This is a genomic window from Paenibacillus sp. cl123 (genome assembly GCF_900101595.1).
GTDB lineage: Bacteria > Bacillota > Bacilli > Paenibacillales > NBRC-103111 > Paenibacillus_G.
The window spans coordinates 114,923-138,035 of record NZ_FMYY01000016.1 but is presented as its reverse complement, the minus strand read 5'-3'; the positions used below and the strand labels follow the sequence as shown (position 1 = coordinate 138,035).

The 23,113-nt window shown below is 55.8% G+C and carries 23 protein-coding genes; 16 read left to right on the top strand and 7 right to left on the bottom strand.

Features of this window, described 5'->3' with window-relative positions; genetic code table 11:
* Positions 1-62 precede the first annotated feature (62 nt).
* The 4 genes from BLR08_RS21865 (at position 63) to BLR08_RS21850 (ending at position 2,766) form a co-directional block, all read left to right on the top strand.
* On the top strand, positions 63-734 hold the full coding sequence (locus tag BLR08_RS21865) for a TVP38/TMEM64 family protein (protein ID WP_072334390.1): 672 nt from the start codon (positions 63-65) through the stop codon (positions 732-734).
* A 20-nt stretch (positions 735-754) separates the two neighbouring features.
* The gene (locus tag BLR08_RS21860) at positions 755-1,873 is read left to right on the top strand and encodes an aminopeptidase (RefSeq protein ID WP_072334393.1); all 1,119 of its coding nucleotides are present in this window, start codon (positions 755-757) and stop codon (positions 1,871-1,873) included.
* 109 nt (positions 1,874-1,982) lie between these two features.
* Entirely contained in the window at positions 1,983-2,231 is a 249-nt protein-coding gene (locus BLR08_RS21855; protein ID WP_072334395.1) for an HPr family phosphocarrier protein, read from the top strand.
* A gap of 244 nt (positions 2,232-2,475) precedes the next feature.
* Positions 2,476-2,766, top strand: coding sequence for an Fpa/YlaN family protein (locus tag BLR08_RS21850; protein WP_072334398.1), 291 nt, complete (start codon positions 2,476-2,478; stop codon positions 2,764-2,766).
* 42 nt (positions 2,767-2,808) lie between these two features.
* On the opposite strand, the gene cax is transcribed toward BLR08_RS21850, so the two are convergent.
* Both cax and BLR08_RS21840 read right to left on the bottom strand, forming a co-directional pair.
* Complete coding sequence (gene cax, locus BLR08_RS21845) at positions 2,809-3,861, bottom strand: calcium/proton exchanger (protein ID WP_072334401.1); 1,053 nt, start codon at positions 3,859-3,861, stop codon at positions 2,809-2,811.
* A gap of 93 nt (positions 3,862-3,954) precedes the next feature.
* The gene (locus BLR08_RS21840; protein ID WP_072334404.1) at positions 3,955-4,734 is read right to left on the bottom strand and encodes a DUF1836 domain-containing protein; all 780 of its coding nucleotides are present in this window, start codon (positions 4,732-4,734) and stop codon (positions 3,955-3,957) included.
* A 240-nt stretch (positions 4,735-4,974) separates the two neighbouring features.
* Here BLR08_RS21840 and BLR08_RS21835 point away from each other — a divergent pair, with 240 nt between their 5' ends.
* Together BLR08_RS21835 and BLR08_RS21830 are read left to right on the top strand one after the other, a co-directional pair.
* Complete coding sequence (locus tag BLR08_RS21835; protein ID WP_072334406.1) at positions 4,975-6,297, top strand: hemolysin family protein; 1,323 nt, start codon at positions 4,975-4,977, stop codon at positions 6,295-6,297.
* Positions 6,298-6,546: 249 nt separating this feature from the next.
* A complete protein-coding gene (locus BLR08_RS21830) occupies positions 6,547-6,942 on the top strand; it encodes an Asp23/Gls24 family envelope stress response protein (RefSeq protein WP_072334409.1) in 396 nt (131 codons plus the stop codon).
* A 126-nt stretch (positions 6,943-7,068) separates the two neighbouring features.
* Here BLR08_RS21830 and ftsW read toward each other — a convergent pair whose 3' ends face one another.
* Positions 7,069-8,223: a putative lipid II flippase FtsW gene (gene ftsW / locus BLR08_RS21825; protein WP_072334412.1), complete on the bottom strand. Its 1,155-nt coding sequence runs from the start codon at positions 8,221-8,223 to the stop codon at positions 7,069-7,071.
* 13 nt (positions 8,224-8,236) lie between these two features.
* Positions 8,237-8,584, bottom strand: a complete 348-nt coding sequence (locus BLR08_RS21820) for a YugN family protein (RefSeq protein ID WP_072334415.1) — start codon at positions 8,582-8,584, stop codon at positions 8,237-8,239.
* Between the two features lie 201 nt (positions 8,585-8,785).
* On the opposite strand from BLR08_RS21820, the gene BLR08_RS21815 reads away from it, so the two are divergent.
* A complete protein-coding gene (locus tag BLR08_RS21815; protein ID WP_371117580.1) occupies positions 8,786-9,985 on the top strand; it encodes a M20 metallopeptidase family protein in 1,200 nt (399 codons plus the stop codon).
* 121 nt (positions 9,986-10,106) lie between these two features.
* Positions 10,107-10,544: a CBS domain-containing protein gene (locus BLR08_RS21810; protein WP_072334421.1), complete on the top strand. Its 438-nt coding sequence runs from the start codon at positions 10,107-10,109 to the stop codon at positions 10,542-10,544.
* A 108-nt stretch (positions 10,545-10,652) separates the two neighbouring features.
* On the opposite strand, the gene BLR08_RS21805 is transcribed toward BLR08_RS21810, so the two are convergent.
* A complete protein-coding gene (locus BLR08_RS21805; RefSeq protein WP_072334424.1) occupies positions 10,653-11,414 on the bottom strand; it encodes a thermonuclease family protein in 762 nt (253 codons plus the stop codon).
* A gap of 168 nt (positions 11,415-11,582) precedes the next feature.
* On the opposite strand from BLR08_RS21805, the gene BLR08_RS21800 reads away from it, so the two are divergent.
* The 3 genes from BLR08_RS21800 (at position 11,583) to BLR08_RS21790 (ending at position 15,968) form a co-directional block, all read left to right on the top strand.
* Positions 11,583-13,352, top strand: coding sequence for a DNA repair helicase XPB (locus tag BLR08_RS21800; RefSeq protein ID WP_083537387.1), 1,770 nt, complete (start codon positions 11,583-11,585; stop codon positions 13,350-13,352).
* Positions 13,349-15,442 (top strand): helicase-associated domain-containing protein, encoded by a 2,094-nt coding sequence (locus BLR08_RS21795; RefSeq protein ID WP_072334427.1) that lies wholly within the window; start codon positions 13,349-13,351, stop codon positions 15,440-15,442. The genes BLR08_RS21800 and BLR08_RS21795 overlap by 4 nt, the downstream gene beginning before the upstream one ends.
* 79 nt (positions 15,443-15,521) lie before the next feature.
* Entirely contained in the window at positions 15,522-15,968 is a 447-nt protein-coding gene (locus tag BLR08_RS21790) for a YlbF/YmcA family competence regulator (RefSeq protein WP_072334430.1), read from the top strand.
* 59 nt (positions 15,969-16,027) lie between these two features.
* Here the strand turns inward: BLR08_RS21790 and BLR08_RS21785 are convergent, their stop codons facing one another.
* Positions 16,028-17,044: an asparaginase gene (locus BLR08_RS21785; RefSeq protein ID WP_072334433.1), complete on the bottom strand. Its 1,017-nt coding sequence runs from the start codon at positions 17,042-17,044 to the stop codon at positions 16,028-16,030.
* A 51-nt stretch (positions 17,045-17,095) separates the two neighbouring features.
* Between BLR08_RS21785 and BLR08_RS21780 the strand changes: the two genes are divergently transcribed.
* The 5 genes from BLR08_RS21780 to galU all read left to right on the top strand — a co-directional run bounded on the left by BLR08_RS21780 (position 17,096) and on the right by galU (position 20,894).
* Positions 17,096-17,362, top strand: a complete 267-nt coding sequence (locus BLR08_RS21780; protein ID WP_072334436.1) for a YlbG family protein — start codon at positions 17,096-17,098, stop codon at positions 17,360-17,362.
* 246 nt (positions 17,363-17,608) lie between these two features.
* Positions 17,609-18,052, top strand: coding sequence for a hypothetical protein (locus BLR08_RS21775; RefSeq protein WP_072334439.1), 444 nt, complete (start codon positions 17,609-17,611; stop codon positions 18,050-18,052).
* Positions 18,053-18,198: 146 nt separating this feature from the next.
* Positions 18,199-19,110, top strand: a complete 912-nt coding sequence (locus BLR08_RS21770; RefSeq protein ID WP_072334442.1) for a selenium metabolism-associated LysR family transcriptional regulator — start codon at positions 18,199-18,201, stop codon at positions 19,108-19,110.
* 63 nt (positions 19,111-19,173) lie between these two features.
* The gene (locus BLR08_RS21765) at positions 19,174-20,022 is read left to right on the top strand and encodes a PHP domain-containing protein (RefSeq protein WP_083537388.1); all 849 of its coding nucleotides are present in this window, start codon (positions 19,174-19,176) and stop codon (positions 20,020-20,022) included.
* On the top strand, positions 20,019-20,894 hold the full coding sequence (gene galU, locus BLR08_RS21760) for a UTP--glucose-1-phosphate uridylyltransferase GalU (RefSeq protein WP_072334448.1): 876 nt from the start codon (positions 20,019-20,021) through the stop codon (positions 20,892-20,894). Before BLR08_RS21765 ends, galU begins: the two co-directional genes overlap by 4 nt.
* A gap of 320 nt (positions 20,895-21,214) precedes the next feature.
* Here galU and BLR08_RS21755 read toward each other — a convergent pair whose 3' ends face one another.
* Positions 21,215-23,059, bottom strand: a complete 1,845-nt coding sequence (locus BLR08_RS21755) for an Rqc2 family fibronectin-binding protein (protein ID WP_072334451.1) — start codon at positions 23,057-23,059, stop codon at positions 21,215-21,217.
* Positions 23,060-23,113: the final 54 nt, after the last annotated feature.

The window sequence follows — 23,113 nt, the reverse complement described above, 5'->3', positions numbered from 1 at the left end:
GACTCGTGAAATACGGACTTTTTTGATACAATAATAGGCGACTGTGGAGGGAGGCCAAGCCTGTGAGCCCATGGAATGTGGAGCATGTTTCGGAAGTACTCGGCTCGCTCGGATGGTTGGGATATGTCGGAGGGGCGCTGCTTATCCTGCTGCACTCGCTGCTGCCCTTTATTCCTTTTGTGGTCGCCGCCGGCGTTAATGTGCTGCTGTTCGGCTTTTGGGGCGGTTTGGCGGTTAATTACAGCTTTGCCTGTCTGGGCGCTATAATCGCCTATTTCCTCGCCCGCAATCTAGGCCGCGTTTGGGTGCAGCGCAAGCTGGCGGACTACAGCTTCCTGGGCAAAGTGAACAGCATGCTGGAGCGGTACGGACTATGGTGCGTAGCGGCCAGCCGGGTGATCCCCGTGCTCCCTGCATCGGTTATCAGCATCGGCGCCGCTTTTATGAAGATTCGTACAAGGCATTTCATCCTGGGCACCTTGATCGGAAATATCCCTATGATTTGGTTGGAGTCGATGGTGGGGCACGATCTGCTTCATTTTGGGCAGCATAAGGGAAGGCTTCTTATACTTGGAGCTATTCTGCTGTTTATGTTCGGCCTCGGCGCCTACTTCCGCAAGAAGTGGACGCGGACGAGTTCTAACGGGCCCAACCGGTCTGCGGGAAGCGCCAAAACCGGCAATACAGGCAGCACAAGCAACACCACCAATACTACCGATATGACCAAACGGTAAAAAGTCAGGAGAGAGCTGCGATGCAAGATCCGCGTTTACATAAGCTGGCCCGCAATATTGTCCAGTATTCGCTGGATGTTCAGCCGGGCGAGAAAGTATTGATCGAGATGACCGGAAGCGACAGAGAGCTGGTAGCTTGCCTGATCGAAGAAGTGTATGCCCGCGGAGGGCATCCGTATGCGGAGCTGATCGACCCGCGCGTACAAGCGGCACTTTTGACCGGAATCACCTCCGAACAGTTGGAGGAGTGGTCCCGCCGCGATCTGGAGCGAATGAAGGCGATGGATTGCTATGTAGCGATTCGTGCTGCCGACAATGTCAGCGAGCTGGCGGATGTGCCGGCCGCCCAGATGAAGCTGTACAAGCAGCTGTACGCCAAGCCCGTGCATCTGGAGGAACGGGTGAAGCGGACGCGCTGGGTCGTGCTGCGGTTCCCCAATGCGTCCATGGCTCAGCTGGCCGGCATGAGCACGAAGAGGTTCGAGGACTTCTACTTCAATGTATGCAATCTTGATTATGCCGCGATGTCCAGCGCCATGGACCCGCTGCAGGAGCTGATGAACCGGACAGACCGGGTGCGGATCGTCGGACCGGGGGCTACGGATATCTCCTTCTCAATCAAGGGCATCGGCTCGGTGAAATGCTGCGGGCGACGCAATATTCCGGACGGCGAGCTGTACACGGCGCCGGTCCGGGAATCGGTAAACGGGGTTATCGCCTACAACACCCCTTCGATTAACTCGGATGTGACCTTCGAGAACATCGTCTTCCGATTCGAGAACGGCAAGATCGTGGAAGCGACCTCGAACGATACAAAACGGCTGAACGACATCCTCGATACGGACGAGGGGGCGCGATATATCGGCGAATTCAGCTTGGGTTTCAACCCTTATATATCGACCCCGATGAAGGACACGCTGTTCGATGAGAAAATTGACGGCAGCCTCCACTTCACTCCCGGCCAAGCTTATGAGCAGGCGGACAACGGCAACCGATCCTCGGTTCATTGGGACCTGGTGCTGATTCAGCGGCCCGAATTCGGAGGAGGGGAGATTTATTTCGACGACCGCCTGATCCGCAAAGACGGACGCTTCGTCATCCCTGAGCTGGAGGGGCTGAATCCGGAGCGCTTGAAATAAATATTGCCAAAAAATCTAGTTGCATGTTGCGGCCTTCCCATGTATTATCATAAGAAAGAAAGCGACTTCTTTTTCCATTCGTTCCATTAAAGCTTGGAGGGATTTTTAGATGCCTAACGCTAACAACGCTGCTATTGTGGAGATTTCGCAAACCGCTAACAAATTCAGATCTTCCATTGTCCTTCAGTATGACAATAAGTTTATCGATGTGAAAAGCATTCTTGGCTTGTTCACGACGCTTCTGACGTCGAGCCAGTATGACCTGCATGTTCACGGTCCTGACGCGGACGATGCCAAGAAAGCAATGGCTGAAGTTTTCGCGAAGCATGGTCTGAGCATCAACAGCATTCAGGATTAATAAGAGACGGCAGCACAGGCATTCTCGCGCCAGCGGGGATGCCTTTTTGCATGCAAGGGCAGAACCAGGAGGCGGTAGCCGCGATCGGGAGCATTTATTAACAGTTGGACTTGTGTAATAGCTCATTTTAGACTAATATAAAACTAACAAGCCGTATTGCAGATTTGCATGGTTTCGGAACAACTCGAGCGATCGCCTGGATGGCTCGGAGATCAAGCTTACGGGAATTACAGGGGGGAGCGCCATGTCGTCGGATGTGCTGCTCAGCTTATCGCAGAAAGCGCTGCATCTGCTGCAAGAGGATGCGGATAAGATCGAGAAGCTGATTGAAGTGCAGATGGAAAATTTGACCACACGCAAATGTCCTCTGTATGAAGAGGTCTTAGATACGCAAATTTACGGACTATCGAGGGAAATTGATTTCGCTATACGCGCGGATTTAATTACCGAGTCGACCGGCAAGCAGATCCTGGTGAAGCTTGAGCGCAATTTGGCTTCTCTCTATGAGGCGATGGAACTGCAAAATAAAAGGTAACCTCCTGTTGGAAGGTTACCTTTTATTTTTTTGTCCGATTCCCTATACCAGATAGAAGGCAATCCCGAGCACCACATACACGACGAGCAGCAGCACGCCTTCATACCAGGTTGTCGCCCCATCCTGGGAGATCGATTTGGCGATAAAAGCCGCGACTCCGATGGCGATCAGCTCGTAAGTGGTGAACACGAGGTCCATTGTTTGGCCGAACAGCATGGACAGCAGCACAAGCAGCGGAGCGACGAACAACGCGACTTGGAGAGAGCTGCCGATGGCAATTTCGATGGCGGCACCGATCTTGTTTTTGCGAGCCATGATGATCGCGGCGCTGTGCTCGGCGGCATTGCCGACTATCGCGATCAGGAAGGCACCCACGAACAGCTCCGACAGTCCGAATTGGTGGCTGAACTCATCCAGGGTGCCGACCAGCCATTCGCTTCCGAAGCCGACCATGACCGTAGCCAGTATCAGGTACAGAACAGACCTGCCCTTGGACCAAGCGGCCTCGCCATGCTCAACGACCGGGTCGGTCAGATCGTCCTTGTGGGTGACCATGGAGAAGAACAGCCAGAGCAAATACGCGATGATCAAAATCACCGAAACAATAATGCTCAAGTTGATCGTTTCATTCGAGGTCAGGCTGCGGGTGAAAGCTGCCGGGATGAAGAGCGCGATGACGGCCAGCAGCATAAGCGAGCCATTATGGCCTGCCAGCTTCACGTTGAACGTTTGCTCGCGGAACTTCATGCCTCCGAGCAGAACGCTAAGGCCGAGCACCAGCAGCATATTACCGATTATCGCTCCCGTTATGCTGGCTTTAACGACATCGAACAATCCGTCTTTGATCAGAAATATAGAGATGATCAGCTCCGCCGCATTGCCGAACGTAGCGTTAAGAAATCCTCCGATGCGCTCTCCCGCATAGTGAGCCACGCTTTCCGTCGCTTTTCCTAAAAAGCCGGCCACAAAAATAATGGAGATGGCCGAAATGAAAAATTGCACCGTCGAGCTGAATATAGCTCCACCCGCATAATGGGCAATGCCGCTCAGCGCGAAGCTGCCGACAAGCCCGATGGTAAATCCGTGGCGTTTCAAGCCTTATCACCTCGTATGGAAAAGTATCCCTCAAATGAACCAAATCTATTCTAATCCTGTCATTTGAATATAGCAACACTGAATTTTTTAGCTCTAACGATCATGCAGATCCTGCAAAAACAAGGTGGCATTCAAGTACTGACGGGCCAGCGAATGAAAGTAAGCAGTCTGAATCGAAACCATCGCGATAAACACGACATTGCGGACCGCTTCCCGCTGCTCGGGCGTTAATTCGGCCAGCTGGCCTACATATTGATCGGAACGAATGCGCAGCATATTCTCCATAAGCACATCATGATTCCGCTTGCCTTCCTCATGCCCCTGAACGTCCAGCATCTGATCGTTATTTTGATCCAGTTCTTCGAAAAGATGCGTATAGGCTACATATAAATCCAGCGGACGGATCAAGTCGTCATGCTCGACCTCAGGCTTGCGGAAGATGATATGGAACAAGCTCCGAATGGATTCGAAGTCCAGATTGCCTTTTAGATCTTCGATAATAAACAGGAGAGCGGCCTGCTGGAGCGAATATTTTTTGCCTGCCTGTGGCGCGCCGAGAAATTCCTTGAAATCGCGCTTTACCCAATTCTGCACCGACGTAATGGAGTAATTCGTATATTCGATCTGATTGCCCAGCGCGACGATTTCCTGCAGGGAAAGGCCGTCGATCCGATCTGTCTTCAGCAGCTTCTCGAACACGCCCGGCAGCCGGGTTGAAAGGAAGGCAGTCAAGGAAGCTCCTTGTCTAAGCTCATGCTGATGATGCTTGGACCAAGCTTCCTGAAGAATAGCTATAGGTTTTTTAGGAGAACGTCCTTGCAGCGAAATGAGCAGGGAGGACATTTCCTTACGTGTCAAAGTGAAGGTTTCCATGTGAATACCTCTGTTTCTGAATACTGAAGTTCATATGAACTCATCTTAAGAGTTAGAAAATCGGTTGTCAAAGGGAAATAATAAGCGTGCGGGAATGGCACAGCTCAATCCAGGGCCGAAAATGAACGGATATGCGCTTATATTGACTCCTTTCTCGGTTGTGTATTCAATTTTAAGCTCCTATAATAAGTTCATAAGAACTTATACAATGAATAGTTCTAAAAGAAAAGGAAGGTAAACATGATTGTAAACTTAGTTTTAGTCGCTTTGCTGATTATTTTGACCGCGTTTTTCGTAGCTACCGAGTTCGCCATCATCAAGCTGCGGTCCAGCCGTATCGACCAGCTCGTCATGGAGGGCCGCAAAAACGCTTTGGCCGTACAGCAGGTGACCCGCAATCTTGACGGCTATTTGTCCGCCTGCCAGCTCGGCATTACGATCACGGCACTGGGCCTCGGCTGGCTCGGTGAACCGACGGTTGAGAAGATGCTTGATCCTCTGTTCCATTCCATGGGACTCGGATCTGAAGCCAGCAGCATTCTTTCCTTCCTTATCGCCTTTATATCCATCACTTATCTTCACGTCGTGCTGGGCGAGCTGGCCCCGAAGTCGCTCGCGATCCAGAAGGCTGAGCAGATCAGCTTGCTCGTAGCCAAGCCCATCATGTTCTTCTATAAAATTATGTACCCGTTCATATGGCTTTTAAACGGTTCCGCCAATTCGTTAATCCGCTTGTTCGGCATGAAGCCGGCCAAAGAGCACGAGGACGCTCACACCGAAGAAGAGATTCAGATTATTTTGTCTGAAAGCTTCCAAAGCGGCAAGATTAACAAGACGGAGTACGGATATGTCAGCCGGATATTTGCCTTTGATGACTTGCTGGCCAGAGAAATTATGGTGCCGCGGACGGATATGGCTTGCTTGTATACGAATCTGTCGCTTGAGGAGAATATGGAAATTATTCGCCGGGAGCAATACACGAGATTTCCGGTCGCTTCGGAAAGCAAAGACAAAATTATCGGGATGATCAACACGAAGCAGTTTTTCCTGAACTATCAGAATGATGAGAATTATGATTACCGGGCGCTGATCCATCCGGTGCTGACGGTGCCTGACTCGATTCCGATCAAGTCGCTGCTTAAGAAAATGCAGCAGCAGCAGGTTCATATCGCGATTCTTATTGACGAATACGGCGGGACAGCCGGTTTGATTACGATTGAAGACATACTGGAAGAGATCGTCGGCGAGATCCGGGATGAGTTCGACAGCGATGAGGTCAAGGCAATCGATAAGCTGGACGATAACCGGTACGTGTTCGAAGGCAAGGTGCTGCTGGATGAGGTCAACGATCTGATGGGCACGGAGCTCAATAATGACGATGTAGACACGATCGGAGGCTGGCTGTTTAAGCAAAATCCCGAGCTGAAGCCGGGTTCCGTGTACTCGTACGGCGATCTCTCCTTCGAGGTGCTGGAGAGAGACAGCCACCGGATCCGACGCATTCGTGTGACGCGGACGGCCGGAGTGGCCGAATCCGAATCGATCCCGAGTACAGGCCACTAGCAGTAAGAAGACAATGCGTTCCTTGACAGGGATGCCTTGTCTTCTTGCATGACGGGGCGCCGCAGCACCCCGGTCAAGCTTCGAAAGAATGGCTGATCCGGTTGACCGGCAGCGCCGCGCGGGAAAAAGCGAACAACCTATTCGCTGACAGGTCAAGGCGTCGAAGTTTGTCAAGGCGAACAGCGTGTATTTGCTTTCCAACCCGGAACTTATTACAATAGACTTATAATCCTTGAAGGAGTGATCCTCATGAGCGAAGAAATTCAGACAGGACTTATCCGCATTTCAGATGACGTCGTTTCCACTATAGCAGGGCTCGCTGCTTTAGAGACGCCGGGGATCGCAGCCATGTCAGGAGGGATTTCGGAGGGTCTGGCGAAGCGCCTGAGCGGTAAAAACGTTCAACGGGGCGTTTCGGTCGAAGTGGGCCAAGTCGAGGCCGCCATTGATCTGCGAGTCATTGTCAACTACGGCAGCAAAATTCAGGAAGTATGCCGCGACCTGCAGGAGAACGTTCGCGAAGCGGTGGAGAATATGACCGGGCTGTCGGTCGTTGAGGTGAACGTGAAGGTAGAGGGCGTAGCTTTCCGCGAAGAAGAGAAGGAACTGATACATACGGAAGATCCACATCATCGTGTCAAATAAACCGGGGCCGGACGGCAGGGAGTAGCGTGAAGCGGCTCCCTGCTTTGTCTTTTTTGAAGATAAAGAATTTATATCCTAAAGGCACCCTTTACTTGGCCTGTCTATATCCATACAAAAAAAGAGAGCCTATACGGCTCTCTTCCTGCCATGCACCCGCTGCTGCGGCTCCTTGACCTGAGCGTTTTGTTCCCTCGATATGCTTAGCAAAATTCCGAGACTCATCAGCGTCACCATCATCGAGGTGCCTCCATAGCTGATCAGTGGCAGGGTGACACCGGTCATCGGGATCGTATTGGTCACGCCCCCGATATTGATGAAGGCTTGAATGCCGATCATACCAACGATGCCGACCCCGGCGAGCATCCCGAACAGCTCTTTGCAGCGCAGCGCCACAACTAATCCTCTCAGCAAAAACAGCAGATACACCAGCAGAAAAATGGCGGTGCCGATAAATCCGAGCTCTTCGCCGATGACTGCGAATATGAAGTCATTGTAGGCGAGCGGCAGGTAATGCAGCTTCTGGATGCTCTGGCCGAAGCCCGCTCCGGTCAGTCCTCCATGCCCGAAGGCGTAAAGCGATTGCACGATCTGCCAGCCCTCGCCTTCCTTGTCAGCGAACGGGTTGAGATACGTGGTGAATCGTCCGATGCGGTAGCTGTTTCCTTCCGTCTTAAGAAAGTAGACCGTGCCGATTACCGCCAAAGCCATGACGCCGCCTATAGCCAAAGTTGCGATATGTTTGAAGCTGGCTCCGCCGACGACAATAACCAGCGCAGCGCTCATCACGAGAATCAGGGTGGAGCCAAGATCAGGCTGCTGCATAATAAGCAAACAGATGAAAGCGACTACCAGCAGAGGAGGAGCAAGTCCTCGCTTGAAATCCTGAATTTTCTCGCCTTTTTTGCTGATTAGAGCGGCCAGGTACAAAATAACGGCAAGCTTGGCGAACTCCGTTGGCTGTATGGAGCCCAAGGGTCCGAGGCTTAGCCAGCTTTTGGCATTATTGATCTCAATACCGATGACCGGAACGAGAAGCAGCAGGACAACAGAGAAGGTCAGGAACGGCGCGACCCATCTCTGAAATTTGCGGAAGTCGACATTCATACAGAAAAACATGATGAAGGTTCCAAGCAAAACCTTGCTGCCCTGGCTGATCACGAGAGACCAGGGGTCCTTTTCGGCTACGCTGGCACTGAACACAAACGCCAGACCGAAGCAAACGAGTGCAAACGTCAGAAAAAGAAGCAGAAAGTCAGGCGTTCCTCGTCGCGGGGCGCTCATCGTAAGCTTCCGCCTAGTGGGTCAGCTTCGACTTCAGCTCAGCCAGCTTGCCGGCCGCTGCCTTCATAATGAAGTCCGGAATCGGCGAATTGTAGTCGAGTCCGTGCGGGAAAGTGGCCTTTCCAATATAAGTATCTTCCACGTAAAGGATCGCGTAAGGAGATTCCAGCTTGCCCGTTTCTACGCGCGTATTGATGCGCAGAAAATATTCGCTGCGGCTTGCTTTATCTTCCAGCTTCAGATCGTAAGTGGCGCGGTAATATTCCCACTGCCAGCGTACAAAACCAAGCTGCTCCATGCATTCGTCCAAGTGGGCGAGATCGCTCTTCAAGCCCTTCAAACCACTGTTTTCAATAATCACAGCAAGCCCTCCTAATCTATGTACATCACTTTACCCATGATAGTATGTTTCCCTTACTTGTGCAACCCTAATGCATGCCCCTCCCGATGGCCCTTAAGGGAAAGTTTGAAAAATTGTGACACATGGGATGAAACGGCTTCGCGCTTTTGCTACAATAGACGATAATCGATCGAAACAGAACCGTTCATCGGAGGCATGCTTATGGATATATATGAAGCGTTGGAAGCGGCTTACCCGGATATGGTGGAGTGGCGAAGACATTTGCACCGGCATCCCGAGCTGTCGTACCGCGAGTCGGAGACGGCCGCATTCGTAGCCTCGAAGCTGCGCGGATGGGGATTGGAAGTTCGGGAGCAAGCCGGTAAAGGCCACGGGGTGGTGGCGCGTCTGCGCGGGGCGTCGCCTGGTCCGACCGTAGCGCTGAGGGCGGATATGGACGCATTGCCTATACAAGATGAGAAAGCTTGCGATTATGCTTCAACCGTACCGGGAGTTATGCATGCCTGCGGACATGATGCGCATACTGCTACCTTGCTGGCAGTAGCCAAAGTGCTGAGCGAGCATCCGGAATCTGTGCGCGGGCAAGTGGTATTCATTTTCCAGCCTGCGGAAGAGACGACGCCCGGGGGCGCGCTTGGCCTTATTGAGGAAGGCGTGCTGGAGGATGTCGATGTGATCTACGGCATTCACCTATGGACGCCGTTCGAGGTAGGGACTGCGGCCTGCAGGCCGGGTCCTGCGATGGCGGCTGCGGATGAATTCGTTATTGAGATAACAGGCAGAGGAGGGCATGGCGGATTGCCCCATGAGGCGATCGACAGCGTATTGGTCGCCTCTCAGTTGGTCGTCAATCTGCAGTCGATCGTCAGCCGTTCGGCCGACCCGACCGAGCCCTGCGTCGTATCCGTCGGCTCGATCCATAGCGGAACAACATTCAACATCATCGCCGAGACGGCCGTATTGAAGGGAACGGTGCGAACTTTCGACAACTCGCTGCGGATGAAGGTAAGGCAGCGGCTCGAAACGATCGTGGAGCAAACATGTCTGATGCATGGAGCGACCTATGAGTTGGACTACAAGATGGGCTACCCGCCGGTCATCAACCATCCGGAGGAAGCCGAGCGATTCGACCGCGCGGCGCGCCGGACGTTCGGCGAGCATGCGCAAAGATCTCCGCTGATTATGGCCGGCGAGGACTACGCGTATTACTTGGAGAAGGTGCCCGGCTGCTTCATGTTCGTCGGCGCCGGCCATGCGCAGCGCGGGATTGTGCATCCCCATCATCATCCCCGGTTCGATATCGACGAGAGGTCGATGCTGCATGCAGCGAAGCTGTTCGTGGACATGCTGCTGGATTACACCCGAACCGCCGGGCAGGGTTTTCCGTTATGTGACAAGTGAAAAGCGAATGGCGCATCTCCTGCCAGGAGAGCATATGGGAGACGGGGCCTGACGAAGCATCCGGATCGGATCGACGTCGGAGGGCGAGCCCGAACTTTTCATCTCAGGAGGGATTAGCGCTATGGCTGCTAGAACACTTCGGGAAATTATGACGAAGGACTGCGCAACGGTGACGCTTCAAGATAATGTGTATGAAGCAGCGGTCAAGATGAAGCAGGAGGATACCGGCTTTATTCCCGTTGTGGATGGGACGAAGCTGATCGGCGTGCTGACCGACCGCGACTTGGTCATCCGCGGATTCGCGGCCAAGAAGGAAGGCTCGACGGCGATTAAGGAAGTCATGAGCGACCGGGTGGTGTCCGTGCCTCCCGATACGACTGTAGACGAAGCGGCAAAGGTTATGGCCAAGGAGCAAATTCGTCGTCTCCCGGTTGTCGAGAACGGTCAGTTCGTCGGGATCGTCTCGATCGGAGACTTGGCCGTGCGCGATAAGTTTGAAGATGAAGCCGGAGAAGCGCTGAGCCAAATTTCCGAAAATCACAAGCAGCCGGTCATGTAGCCTGGGCATTCATCCGGCTAATGAATACCTGCATACGAAAAAACATTCTCCCAGCTCACGGGAGAATGTTTTTTCGTATGTCCGTAGTCATTAGCCGGCAAGGAACCGTCATTCCTTTGCGCGGCGAAATCCGGCAGCCTCGGCTTCCTTCTCGGTGCAAAACATACGTTCGGCCTTGGTCTGCTCATAAGATCGGCCGCCCGGCACATGGTAGATGCTTTCTTTCTTCGCATTGATATTGCCCTTGATCTGTGGATTAGAGCAACTTTTCCCGTCCTCGGGAACGGTAGGAGGAGCGGTAGACGAAGCCGGCTTTTTGGAAGAAGACGACGATGAAGCCGATGCTGCCCATAAGCCGACTTTTTTCGTCCGCGCTTCTCTTTCGACACTGACGAATCGTTTGGCGTACAAGACGTTGGGCGGAACCGTCATTGGATTGGCGTAGCCTTCCTGCACCAGCTTTTCATTATACATGAGCGGCTCTCCTTCTTTGAACACGTAGCGCAGCAGTCTTCCATACTTGTCGGTATCCCCGGCATCGGAGAACAAATACACGGTCTGGCCCGTCAGCTCTTTCTTGGTGAACTCGCTCGCTTCCTTGCCGAAATGCTCGACCTTGCCGACGCTTTCAGGCGTATCGACTCCGATCAGCCGCACTTTGGCGGAGTCTGCGGTTTGGAACGTATCGCCGTCAACGACGCGCTTTACTTGAGCAATCTGGTAAGGCTTGTCGCGAAGATCCGGATATTGCTCATAAACGGCTTGCAGGAAAGCTTCGTTAGCCGCCGGTGCGCCGGCGGGCCGGGAGCTGCAGCCGGCGGCTGTCAGGAGCAGGACTGCGGCGAGAAAAAGCAGGCGGAGAGAGGTCAAAGCAGCGGCTCCTTTCTGTCAAGATGTCATCATCTCATAGGACGATGCGTGGCATATCCTTCTATTTTTCCATACCTGGCGGCGGTTTTCAAGTGAGAGGAGGTTTAAATCCAGCCGCGTTCCCTCATACTAAGTTTATCTGTTAAAGTTTGGAGGGATCGGCTCGACATGGCTGTTTATCGTAAAGACAAGCCGCTGATCGTACAGCATGATTTTTGTATCCTGGCGGAAGCGCGCCATCCCGAGATGGAGAAGGTGCGCGCAGGACTCGCCGCCTTCGCTGAGCTGGTGAAATCTCCGGACAACATCCATACGTACCGGATGTCCTCTTTGTCGTTGTGGAACGCGGCGGCTTCGGGCATGACATCGGAGGAAGTCGTCGCCTTCCTGGAAGAACACGCCAAGTTTGGCGTTCCGGCAGCAGTGAAGCAGGATATCGTCCGCTATATCGAACGATACGGACTCGTTCGGCTGGAGCGGCTCGGGGATGAGCTGCTGCTTATATCGGATGATTTGCAGGTCATCAAGGAGATGGTTTCCTTCAAGTCGCTCCGCTCTTACGGCGTGGTTCAGACCGATGCCCGGACGCTGCGCTTCTCTCCCCAATATCGCGGGCTGCTGAAGCAGGAGCTGATCAAGCTTGGGTTTCCGGTCGAGGATCTGGCAGGCTACAGCCAGGGAGAGGCTTTGCCGATTCGGCTGCGTGCGGGAGCGGGTGAACAGGCTTCCTTCGAGCTCCGGGACTACCAGCGGACCGCTGTCGACTCCTTCTACCGCGAAGGTTCACTGCAAGGAGGCAGCGGGGTGCTGGTTCTGCCATGCGGAGCGGGCAAGACGGTGATCGGCATCGCGGCGATGGGGAAGCTATCGTGCGCCACGCTGATTTTGACGACGAACAGCACGTCCGTGAAGCAGTGGAAGCGCGAAATTTTAAGCAAAACCGATCTGACGGAAGACATGGTGGGCGAATATACAGGCACGGTCAAGGAAGTTCGCCCCGTTACGATAGCGACCTATCAAATTTTGACGTACCGCAAGTCCAAGAACGGCCCCTTTGTCCATATCGATTTGTTCAATAAAAGAGATTGGGGACTTATCGTCTATGACGAGGTCCATCTGCTGCCTGCGCCTGTATTCCGGATGACGGCGGATATTCAGGCCACGCGCAGGCTTGGATTGACGGCTACGCTGATCCGGGAGGACGGGCGGGAGGAGGATGTGTTCTCGCTGGTCGGACCCAAGCGGTACGAGATGCCGTGGAAAACGCTGGAAACCCAAGGCTGGATCGCCTCGGTAGCCTGCATCGAGCTGCGGGTCCCGCTGCCGCCCCAGGAGATGGAGAGCTACCGCATGGCGGGAGAGCGCGAGCGGATACGCATCGCCAGCGATAACTCCGCCAAGCTGAAGGTAGCGGAAGCATTGCTGCGCAGGCACCGGGGAGAGCAGATTTTGCTGATCGGACAATACCTCGATCAACTGGAGGAGCTGGCCAGGCGGACGGGAGCGCCGATGATCAGCGGGGAGATGGCGCATGAGAAGCGGGAGGCGCTGTACAAGGCGTTTCGGTGCGGGGAGCTGTCGGTGCTGATCGTATCGAAGGTCGCCAACTTTGCGGTAGATCTGCCGGACGCGGCGGTGGCGATTCAAATCTCCGGCAGCTTCGGCTCGCGCCAGGAGGAAGCGCAGCGTCTGGGACGTATCCTGAGGCCGAAGTCGGGCGACAACAAGGCTTATTTCTATTCGCTGGTCAGCTCGGATACGAAGGAGCAGGAATTTGCGATGAACCGCCAGCTGTTTCTGATCGAGCAGGGCTATTCGTACCGGTCCCTGGACACGCAGGCAGATCCTGAGTACGCCGATCTGATCATAGCCGCGGGAGATCATTCCGGCGCAGCCGCAGACAAGTCGGAGCGCTGCAGGGAGGCGGTTGGTCCATGAAATATGCAGAGCTGGCCAGACTGCTGCCCACGGAGCTGCGCCAGAGGATGGAGGGCGAGACGGTATACGCTCCTTGGCTGAAGAACGGGAGCACGCTGGAGAGCCTCTGGCAGGACGAGGTTGTGCTGGAAACGGTATATAATCGGCTGTCTGCGGCGGAGCGGGCAGTACTGGACATCATCGTTAGGCGGATCGGCTGCACGCCCTTCGATGATGCGCGCCTGGAACGGTCGGCCGCGGCCCGCCTGTCCGGAGCCGAAATTCACGCTGGCTGCGCCGGACTGCGCCGCAAGGGACTGATCTTTGCCTTCCGCAAATCATGGGGCGAGCATGTATACGTGCTGCCCGAGGATGGTTTGGCCCGGTGGCAGCGAATTATGTGCCCCGGCCTGCAACCGTTCTTCAGGGAGCGCGGGGATGGAGAGGGGCAAGTCGAAGCGCTGCAGGACGGCTTTGATCCGGTGCTGCCCCTGTTCGATCTTCTTGTCTATGCGGCCAAGCAGCGGCTGAAGCTGACCAAAAGCGGCACGTTGACCAAGCGCAATCTTCAGCGCATAGCGGAGCTTGCGGCCTGGGAGGAAGCCCGGCTGCAAGGAGTCGTCTTAAAATACGCCCATGCCGACATCTACCCGCCGAAAGTGGCGCTGGCGCTTGACGCGTTGTTGAAGCTTAATTTGCTTGTGCGCCAGGAAGAGGAGCTCCGGGTAGAACCGGAAGCGCTGCGGCGCTTCCTGGCCTTGCCCCGCTCCGCACAGAACAGTCGGCTGTATGTCTGGTGGAAAGATATCGCTTTCCCGGATACCGTATGGCTGCAGCATGCAGCGCTGCTGGCGGAGGCTTGGCCTGCCGCCGTTTCCTTCGAGGCCGGCGCCATCCTGGAGCTGCTTGTGAAATCCTGCCTCCTGGACGCGCCGTCGGAGCCGCTGGAGTTCGAGGAACGCTTGCGGCTGCTGCAAGAGCAATGGCTGGAGCCTCTCCGCTGCCTCGGATGGCTGGAGAGGGAGCCCGCCGACTCGCCCTGGTCCGGCACAGGAGACGGGAAGGCGGGCGTTGACGCCGGCCCGCCGCCGCGCTACCGCTGGCGGAGGCATCCTCATCAGCCGGCCGAACCGGAATCGGACGGCTCTGTCGGCGGGCTGATCGTCCAGCCCGACTTCGACATTCTGGTGCCGCCGGACGTGCCGCTGCGTGTTCAATGGGAGCTCTGCTGTCTCGCGCAAGAGCCTGTACGGGATGTGCTCAGCGTATGCAAGCTGACGAAGGCCAGCTTGAAGTTTGCTCTGGAGAACGGCCGCACAAGGGAGGAGGTGCTCGGGTTTCTGGAGCGCCATGCGGCTTACGGGGTGCCTGAGCATGTAAGGCTTACGGTCGAGCAGTGGGCGAAACCGTTCGGCTTAACGAATGTCGTTCAGGTTACCCTGCTCCGTTGCGCCGATGCGGAGACGGCTGCGATGCTCGGCAGACTGCCGGCTTTGGCAGGCCTGCTGCGCGAGCCGCTGGGCGACAAGGATTACGTTGTGGAGCCGGGCGATGTGAAGGCGCTGGCCGCAGCGCTGGAGAAGGCGGGTTATATGGCCGGGATGCAGCTCGACCAGGAGGATGGCGGCGCGGCGGGTTATCCGTCCTTGGAAGGCGAGGAGCTCGCGGCCGTCCGGCTGCCCTGGCAAGAGCCCGAGGCTATGGGTCAAGGACTTGTTTACGCCAGGCATGCAACAGGCTACTTTCAACTGGACCCGGGGTGGCCCGAGTCTGCGGATCTTTATCCCGATCTGCGGGATATCCCCTCCTCGTGGCTCAAGGATTACCGCAACTACCATCCTTCGACCCGCAAGGAGATGGTGGAGAAGGCGATCCAGCTTCGATCGCTGCTGCAGATTCGCAAGAACGGAGCCGATTACCGGATCGTGCCGCGCAAGCTTCAGGAAACCCGCGGAACCTGGTGCCTGACCGGGATGGAAGCGGGGCCGTACTCCGCGGATTGGGCCGGGGGGGAGCGCGAACAACGGGAGCGTCTGCCGGAAATTCGGCTGCTCGGCGAGGATTGGGAAGAAATGAAGCTTATCCTGCCCGGGATCAACGACAAATATTAATTGGGCACGCCGATAGACGAATATGGTATACTGACAGAGTAAGCCTAATTATCCGTACCCGAAAGGCAGGTGCTGTTGGATGGCGGTTATGGAATCCCGAACGCTCGATATGTCAGCTATGCTGATGGGAGCCTACGACTTGGCCGATTTGATCAAAAATTCCGTTGAAACAGCGGATTATCTATATTGGAAGCAGGCAAAAGACGCCGATGCCGAGGTGCAGCGGTTGGTGAAGGAGTTTCAGAAAAGCAAGGAGAGGTTCGCGGAATGCGAACGCTTCGGACATTATCACCCGAATTACCATGAGGCGCTGGATGAGGTGAGATCCGTCGAAGCCAAGCTGGACCTGCTGGAGCCGGTCCGGCGCTTCAAGGAAGCGGAGCGCAAGCTCGACGAGTTGCTCCACTCCGTGTCGGAGACGATCGCACGGGCCGTCTCCGAGACGATCAAGGTGCCGTCGAACGATCCGCTTGCCAGTACCGGCGGATGCTCCTCCGGAGGCAGCTGCAGCGGCAAGTGCGGCTAATATGGAAGAGGCCCCTCCCGGGCCTCTTTTGCTTTAAGCGGAAGCTTGCCGTGGCAAGTTCAGCGGGCAAGGCGGATAACGGGCTCCAGCTTGCCCACGATTTCGCCCCTGCGGTTTACGACATCGGGTCGGTGATAGGGCCGGAGCTTCTCCGCTTCCTCTTCCGTCAGGAAGCCGAGCTGGAGCAGCGCTTCGGCCGCGGCGGGGTATAAGGCGCGTTCGGCGCCATCCTCAAGCTTGAGTGCGATCCCGGCTCCCTCCGCCGGAATGGCCGCGGCGAATACGCCTTCCGCTCCCATTTTGCCGATGATACGACCTCCGGTTACCTCGGCCAGCCGGGTATCGAAGCGGTCGGTGCCTGCCAGATAAAACGGCGAGCGGCCGATGGCCTGCACAATAAGGCGGCATGCCTGGGCGCGGGCCGGCGCGAGCGAGTCCGGTCTGCCCAGCTTCGCATAGCCCAGGGCAAGCGCCGACAGCTCCATGGCGAAGACGGGAACGCCGCAGCCGTCGATGCCCAGCTGAATGTCGCTGACCGGGACTTCGCACATCTCGCTGATGGCATGCAGCATTTTTTGCTGGACAGGATGTTCAGGGCGAGTATACTGATGAGTAGATGCTTGCATAAGGCGCGCCAGGGCCAGCATGCCCGCATGTTTCCCTGAGCAATTGTTATGAATCGCCGTCGCCGGCATGTGATCGTATTTGAGCTTATCCGCTTCGCGCTTCAGCAGAGGTTCCTGGGGCCCGCAGTCTAGAGCGCTTACATCCAGACCGGCTTTGCCGAGAATCGATAAAGCCGTCTGGGTATGAGCCGGCTCCCCGTTGTGGGAGGCGCAGATCAGCGCGATTTCGGGCTCCGTCAAGGCGTAACGCTCTGCTCCGCCCATCTCCAGCAAGGGGATGGCTTGCAGCGGCTTGGCGGTCGAGCGGGCATAGGTATAGAACCGGCTGTCGCCGGCGCCGGCGATCAGGCGTCCTGATGCGTCGACTGCCGCCAGATGGCCGCGGTGTACGCTTTCGGTGAGCGAACCGCGTGTGACGGCCACGAAAGGTGCCGATAGATGAGTTGACATACAGAGGGTTCATCCCTTTCCCTAAATTAACTGCAGAAAGAAGGTATTGCCATGTTTACCGAGCGAGCCGGCATTATCGTATGGGTTTCCGATGTGAAAGCGGCGGCCAAGCATTTGGAGAAGTATGGCAATGTGCATTTTATTTCGAAAAAGCTGCACTATGCCGCAATGTACATTTATGCCAGCCGTCTTGATGAAACGGTCAAGCAGCTTCAGCGGCTGCCGTTCGTCAAGAAAGTGGAGCGGTCCCACCGCAATGAAATTCCGACCGAATATAATAGTAATATGCCTGACAAAACAAGATTCTACACGCTGTAGCATGCTCATGGCAAACTGCCAAGCGAAAGCTTTTTCGCGCGGGCGGGGCTCTCGACCTCGGGCGAGTTGTCTGCGAAATAGGCCGAGCCAAGCCGGCATCCTGCCAGCCCCACGTCGTGGGGTTATTTGCCGTGGGCGAAATCTAAAGATTTTTTAAGTTGATTCTATACGACAATAAGTTAGAATAAGAGAGAGTAGGCATGTATATAGGATGAACGGACTATTTTTATAGGAAGAGGGTTTGTTATGGCTCACTTAAATTCAGGCGAATTCAATTCCCGTAACGGAAGCGGCCCGATGACCCTCGGCAGCAGGGTGATAGGGGAGATTATTATTACCCACCATGCCCGCAGCCGCTGGACGGACCGCATCGAATCGAAGAAAACGGGCTTTGCCGATATTGCCGAATTTATAGGGAACAAGCTGAGAAACCGCTCTATCCGTACCTATTATAAAAATGAGCAGGATGTATTTCTGATTGATGACGACCTGGTGATGGTGGCCGAATTTGCCGAGATGGACGGATCGCGCCTGTCCCTTGCGAAGACGCCGGTCTACAAAATGATCGTTATCACCTTCCTGGGCAGAATGTCCGAGACAATGGAGCTGCGGGATCTTCGCTCCTATTACTCCTGGCTGCGCCATTCCCGGCGGATGACGCTTATCAAAAACAGCCGCAAGCGGAGATAAAGCCGCTCGATGTTCATTTTTGCAACATGCGGGTATGCCGGCTGGAACGGCATGCCCGCTCTTTTTTTGAAGAAATGCGCGAATGCATTGGCCTCCGGGCAGGTTATTATATATAATTTGGAGGAATACGCTTTGCGGAGGTCATGATGGCGCTTAACTTTCACCAACTTCATATTTTTTACACGGTTGCCGAGAAGGGTAGCTTCTCTCATGCGGCCGGCGCCTTGCATATGACTCAGCCCGCCGTGACGATGCAGATTCAATCGCTGGAAGAATATTTCGGCACCAAGCTGTTCATCCGCTCTACCAAGCGTGTGGAGCTCACGGAAGCGGGGCGCACCTTATTGCCGTTCGCACGGCGCAGTATCGATCTGATTAAGGAAACGGACGTAGGCATGTCCAAATTCACCCATATGCTGGAGGGACGGCTGCATCTGGGCGCAAGTCTGACCGTAGGGGAGTACATCCTGCCGCGGCTGCTTGGTCCGTTCGGCCAGGAGTATCCGCATATCTCCGTCAGTATGAAGGTTATCAACACGAAGCAGATTCTGGAAGAGGTTCTAAGCCACCAGCTGACCTTCGGTCTCGTCGAAGCCGAGGTCAACCATCCTGATCTGCATACGGAAGCCGTGCTCAGCGATGAACTGAAGCTTATTATGCCGAAGGACCATCCGCTCGGCGAATATGACAAGGTTCCGGTCGAGCGGCTGCGCGAGTATCCGTTCGTGCTGCGGGAGCAGGGCTCCGGCACGCGCAAGGTGATGGAGGAAGAGCTGGCCCGTGCGGGCTGCGACATATCGTCGCTCAAAATCGTCATGGAGCTCGGCAGCACCGGCGCCGTGAAATCGGCGGTCGAAGCGGGGCTCGGCATCTCCATCCTATCGCAATCCTCGCTGAAGCATGAAGCCGCGCTGGGCGTGCTTCAAGTCAAGGACGTGCAGGATGTCAGCTTCGCGCGCAGCTTCCATGCCATCTATCTGAGCTCTACGCTGCTGCCCATCTCCGCCGTTACCTTCTTGACTTTCCTGAGAGAGCGGGATTTGAGCCAGTGGCTGTAGCCGCGGACGCAGAGAAGCGGACCTCAGCTGATGGCGTTTGATACCAGAGAGGAGTGCAGAATGATGTCCTATGCGGATCTGCATACGCATACGATAGCGTCCGACGGAACGGGGACGCCATCGCATAATGTTCAGCTGGCTGCCGCTGCGGGCCTTGCGGCGGTAGCCGTTACCGATCACGATACGGTCGGCGGGCTGGAGGAGGCTCTGGCCGCCGCGCAGACCTATGGAATTACGGTAGTGCCCGGCATTGAGATCAGCACCATTCACGAAGGCATCGATATCCATGTGCTGGGCTACTGGATTGACTGGAGAAATTCCGTTTTCCTGGAGCGTCTGGAGCAGCTGCGCGGCGTCAGAGACCGCCGCAATGAGATGATTATCGAGCGGCTGTGCGGGCTGGGGCTCGATATAACGATGGACGACGTCCTTGCGTCGGTCAGCTCGCTCAAGCGAGAAGGGGACTCGATCGGGCGGCCGCATATTGCCGATGCGCTCGTGCGCAAAGGTTATGTCGGCTCGATGGAGGAGGCGTTCGAGCGCTATTTGGGCCGCGGCGGGGCCGCCTATGCCAACCCTCCGCGCATTACGCCTGCCGAGGCGATCCGCTGGATACGCGAGGCGGGCGGCGCGCCGGTGCTGGCGCATCCGGGTCTGTATGGCTGCGACGAGCTGATTCCGAAGCTTGCGGCGCGTGGATTGGCCGGGCTGGAGGCCTACCATTCCGACCACACCCCTGAGCAGGAGGGCGTTTATGCCGCTATCGCGCGGGAGCATGGCTTGTTGATCACGGCAGGCTCCGATTACCATGGAGAACGCGGGGGCGTCGTATTCCATGCCCCGATCGGAGCTAGGCGTATCGAAGCCTCGGTCATCGATCAATTGTATAAGCGAAAGGGAGAGCAGCTATGAAAGTACGCAAGGCCATTATACCGGCCGCAGGGCTTGGAACGCGGTTCCTGCCGGCCACCAAGGCGCAGCCGAAGGAAATGCTGCCGATCGTCGATAAGCCGGCGATTCAATATATTGTTGAAGAAGCGATATCTTCGGGCATCGAAGATATCATTATTGTGACGGGCCGGAACAAACGGGCGATCGAGGATCATTTTGACCGCTCCGTGGAGCTGGAGGCTGTGCTGGAGGAGAAGGGCAACCACGAGCTGCTGGAGCTGGTGCAGACCATCTCCAATCTCACCGATGTCCATTATATCCGCCAGAAGCAGCCGCTCGGTCTGGGACATGCCGTGTTATGCGCCCGAAAGTTCATCGGCGACGAGCCGTTTGCCGTACTGCTCGGCGACGATATTATCCAATCCGACCCGCCATGCCTCAAGCAGATGATCGATCTGTTCGACAGGACGAAAACGTCGGTGATCGGCACGCAGGAGGTGCCTTGGGAGGATGTCCACAAGTACGGCATTTTGTCGCCGGCTGAGACGGCGTCCGCTTATGCCTACATCGAGGATCTGATCGAGAAGCCGGACCGCGAGTCGGCCCCGTCCAATCAGGCGATTATCGGCCGCTATGTGCTGACGCCGGATATCTTCGATATTCTGGAGACGAGCGCTCCGGGACGCGGCGGCGAGATTCAGCTGACCGATGCTCTGCGCATCTTGAACGGCCGGCAGCGGATGGTCATGCATCCGATAACGGGCCGGCGTTACGATGTCGGGGACAAGCTCGGTTATATCGAAGCGACCATCGAGATCGCGCTGGAGCGCGAGGAGCTGAAAGGGCCGCTTGAGGCTTACCTGCGCAAGCGGCTTGGCATTACCGGCGGGTAATGTTGTGAAAGTTGAAGCCGCTGGAGCCGCGCATGGCCTCGTCCGGAGAGTGCGCAGAAGCAGGCGGGGACGCAACGGAGCGGAGTTGTAACGGAAATCAGCGACCGTAAGCGCATGAAATCGACCGATTTTCATTTGTAACGGAACCGGGAGCTCCTTAACGAGCCATACAGTCCGTTTTTCGCTTCATTTGCTTGTCTAAATGTCGCTGATTTCCGTGTAACGGGTTGGAATAGGTTGGAGCGGTTCGCCAACAACAAAAGGAGCTAAGCGGAAACCGGCCGCCTAGCTCCTTTTGTTGTTGGTCAATATGAAGCGGTTTACTTGATCGTCATCGGAAGCTGCTTCAGCTTGTCCGCATCCGGCGTGACGAACAGCGTTTTCTGGTGATCATAGATCACAAATCCGGGCTTCGCGCCGCTTGGTTTGCGCACATGCTTGATGAGCGTATAATCGACAGGCACTCCGCTGGATTCCTTGGCTTGGCTGTAATAGGCAGCGAGCTGCGCCGCCTCCAGCAGCGTCGCTTCTCCGAACTCCGCGCTGCGGATGACGACGTGAGAGCCGGGGATATCCTTGGTGTGCAGCCAGGTGTCTCCGCTATGCGCAAGCCGGTTGGTGACATATTCGTTTTGCGTATTGTTTTTGCCCACATAGATCGCGATGCCCTCGCTGGATGTATAGCAGGCAAGCAGCGGCTTGGCGTTCGCTTTTTTCTTCTTGTGCTTCTTGCCCCGGCTGCGCAGGTAGCCCTGCTCAACCAGTTCCTCGCGAATTTCCTCAATATCCTGCATGCCCGCGCCTGCAAGCTGCTGCAGCAGATTGTCCAGGTAGACGATTTCCTCCCGAGCCTGAGTCATCTGCTCGCCGACGACGGCCAGACTGTTTTTGGCTTTCGTATATTTCTTGAAATACCGCTGAGCGTTATCCGACGGAGCGAGCAGCGGGTCGAGCTCGATCTCGATCGGGCGCTGCTCCTCGTCATAATAATTGATCACCTGGATACGGCTCTCGCCCTTGCGGATCAGATGCATCGATGCCGTCAGCAGCTCGCCGAGAATACGGAAGCGGTCGGCTTGCTGCGCATCCTCCAGCGTTTCCGCCAGCTTCTCCAGCTTCTTGATATTTTTGTTCCGTTCGTTTGTGAGCAGCCGGAACAGATCGCTGACCCGCTGCTTGACGGTATCGCGCTCCGCTTTATCGCTGTAATAGGTTTCCAGACAGCTGCTGATGGAATCGAATCTTCGGGTTTCTCCTTGCAGATGAGACAGCTCCGTGACGGAAAAATAGCTTTTGCCCGAGTCTGGTACGGTGACGATCACAGGCTCCGTTTTCCCGCTGCGAAGCTGCTCCGTGAGCCGGAGGAAATGCGGCCACAGCTTCCGGGCGGCTTCGGCATATCCGCTAGCCTCAGCCGATGCGGAAGCGCCTTCTGCCTCGGCATGCGCCTCCGGGCCGACGGCTGCGCCTGGGGCGCCTCCCCAGGCGCGGTAGACGAGCTCGCGCGCCGCCAGCGGGCTGAAGCCGCTGAACCGCTGCACCAGCGCCTGCTCCCACAGCTTGCCGCCCGTTGCCTGTCCTTCCTCAACAAGAATGTGAGCCGTATCGCCGAGCAGCCGGCTGAACATGTCCTCAGATTCAATTTCGAGCGGATTCGTCTTATGCTGCTCGGGCGGATGCACATAGGTAACGCCTGGCATCACGACCCGGTAGCTGCTGATAGCCGGCGTGACATGATGGATGCCGTCGATTATGGTGTTCGAGGCGGGATCGAGCAGGATCAGGTTGCTGTGACGGCCCATGATCTCCACGATCATGGTTTTCAGGCTCAAGTCGCCGAGCTCGTCGCGCTGCCGAATGTTTAACCGGATCACCCGCTCCATCCCCGACTGCTCGACCGACTCGATGATGCCGCCCTCGCAATGCTTGCGGAGCAGCATGCAGAACATCGGCGCTTCCTGCGGATTGATGAAATTTTCTTCGGTCAGATGGACCCGGGGATATGTCGGGCTGGCTGACAGCAGCAGCTTGAGATTTTTCCCGGACGCCCTGAGCTGCAGCACGATATCATTGCCGGAAGGCATCTGAATTTTATTGATACGGCCCGGGAGCAGCCCTTGCAGCTCCTGAACGAGACCATGAATGACGAGACCGTCGAAAGACATGGGGGACAACAACTCCAATCTGTTTCAATCTCATCCTATCATGCCATAGTTTGG

Bases quoted from the DNA above. Each gene is read 5' to 3' on its own strand.
- BLR08_RS21755 (WP_072334451.1), bottom strand. From the start codon at position 23,059: ATGTCTTTCGACGGTCTCGTCATTCATGGTCTCGTTCAGGAGCTGCAA.
- BLR08_RS21860 (WP_072334393.1), top strand. From the start codon at position 755: ATGCAAGATCCGCGTTTACATAAGCTGGCCCGCAATATTGTCCAGTAT.
- BLR08_RS21795 (WP_072334427.1), top strand. From the start codon at position 13,349: ATGAAATATGCAGAGCTGGCCAGACTGCTGCCCACGGAGCTGCGCCAG.
- ftsW (WP_072334412.1), bottom strand. From the start codon at position 8,223: ATGAGCGCCCCGCGACGAGGAACGCCTGACTTTCTGCTTCTTTTTCTG.
- BLR08_RS21800 (WP_083537387.1), top strand. From the start codon at position 11,583: ATGGCTGTTTATCGTAAAGACAAGCCGCTGATCGTACAGCATGATTTT.
- BLR08_RS21840 (WP_072334404.1), bottom strand. From the start codon at position 4,734: ATGGAAACCTTCACTTTGACACGTAAGGAAATGTCCTCCCTGCTCATT.
- BLR08_RS21780 (WP_072334436.1), top strand. From the start codon at position 17,096: ATGTTTACCGAGCGAGCCGGCATTATCGTATGGGTTTCCGATGTGAAA.
- BLR08_RS21810 (WP_072334421.1), top strand. From the start codon at position 10,107: ATGGCTGCTAGAACACTTCGGGAAATTATGACGAAGGACTGCGCAACG.
- BLR08_RS21835 (WP_072334406.1), top strand. From the start codon at position 4,975: ATGATTGTAAACTTAGTTTTAGTCGCTTTGCTGATTATTTTGACCGCG.
- BLR08_RS21775 (WP_072334439.1), top strand. From the start codon at position 17,609: ATGGCTCACTTAAATTCAGGCGAATTCAATTCCCGTAACGGAAGCGGC.
- BLR08_RS21815 (WP_371117580.1), top strand. From the start codon at position 8,786: ATGGATATATATGAAGCGTTGGAAGCGGCTTACCCGGATATGGTGGAG.
- BLR08_RS21830 (WP_072334409.1), top strand. From the start codon at position 6,547: ATGAGCGAAGAAATTCAGACAGGACTTATCCGCATTTCAGATGACGTC.
- BLR08_RS21770 (WP_072334442.1), top strand. From the start codon at position 18,199: ATGGCGCTTAACTTTCACCAACTTCATATTTTTTACACGGTTGCCGAG.
- galU (WP_072334448.1), top strand. From the start codon at position 20,019: ATGAAAGTACGCAAGGCCATTATACCGGCCGCAGGGCTTGGAACGCGG.
- BLR08_RS21850 (WP_072334398.1), top strand. From the start codon at position 2,476: ATGTCGTCGGATGTGCTGCTCAGCTTATCGCAGAAAGCGCTGCATCTG.
- BLR08_RS21765 (WP_083537388.1), top strand. From the start codon at position 19,174: ATGTCCTATGCGGATCTGCATACGCATACGATAGCGTCCGACGGAACG.
- BLR08_RS21855 (WP_072334395.1), top strand. From the start codon at position 1,983: ATGCCTAACGCTAACAACGCTGCTATTGTGGAGATTTCGCAAACCGCT.
- BLR08_RS21785 (WP_072334433.1), bottom strand. From the start codon at position 17,044: ATGTCAACTCATCTATCGGCACCTTTCGTGGCCGTCACACGCGGTTCG.
- BLR08_RS21790 (WP_072334430.1), top strand. From the start codon at position 15,522: ATGGCGGTTATGGAATCCCGAACGCTCGATATGTCAGCTATGCTGATG.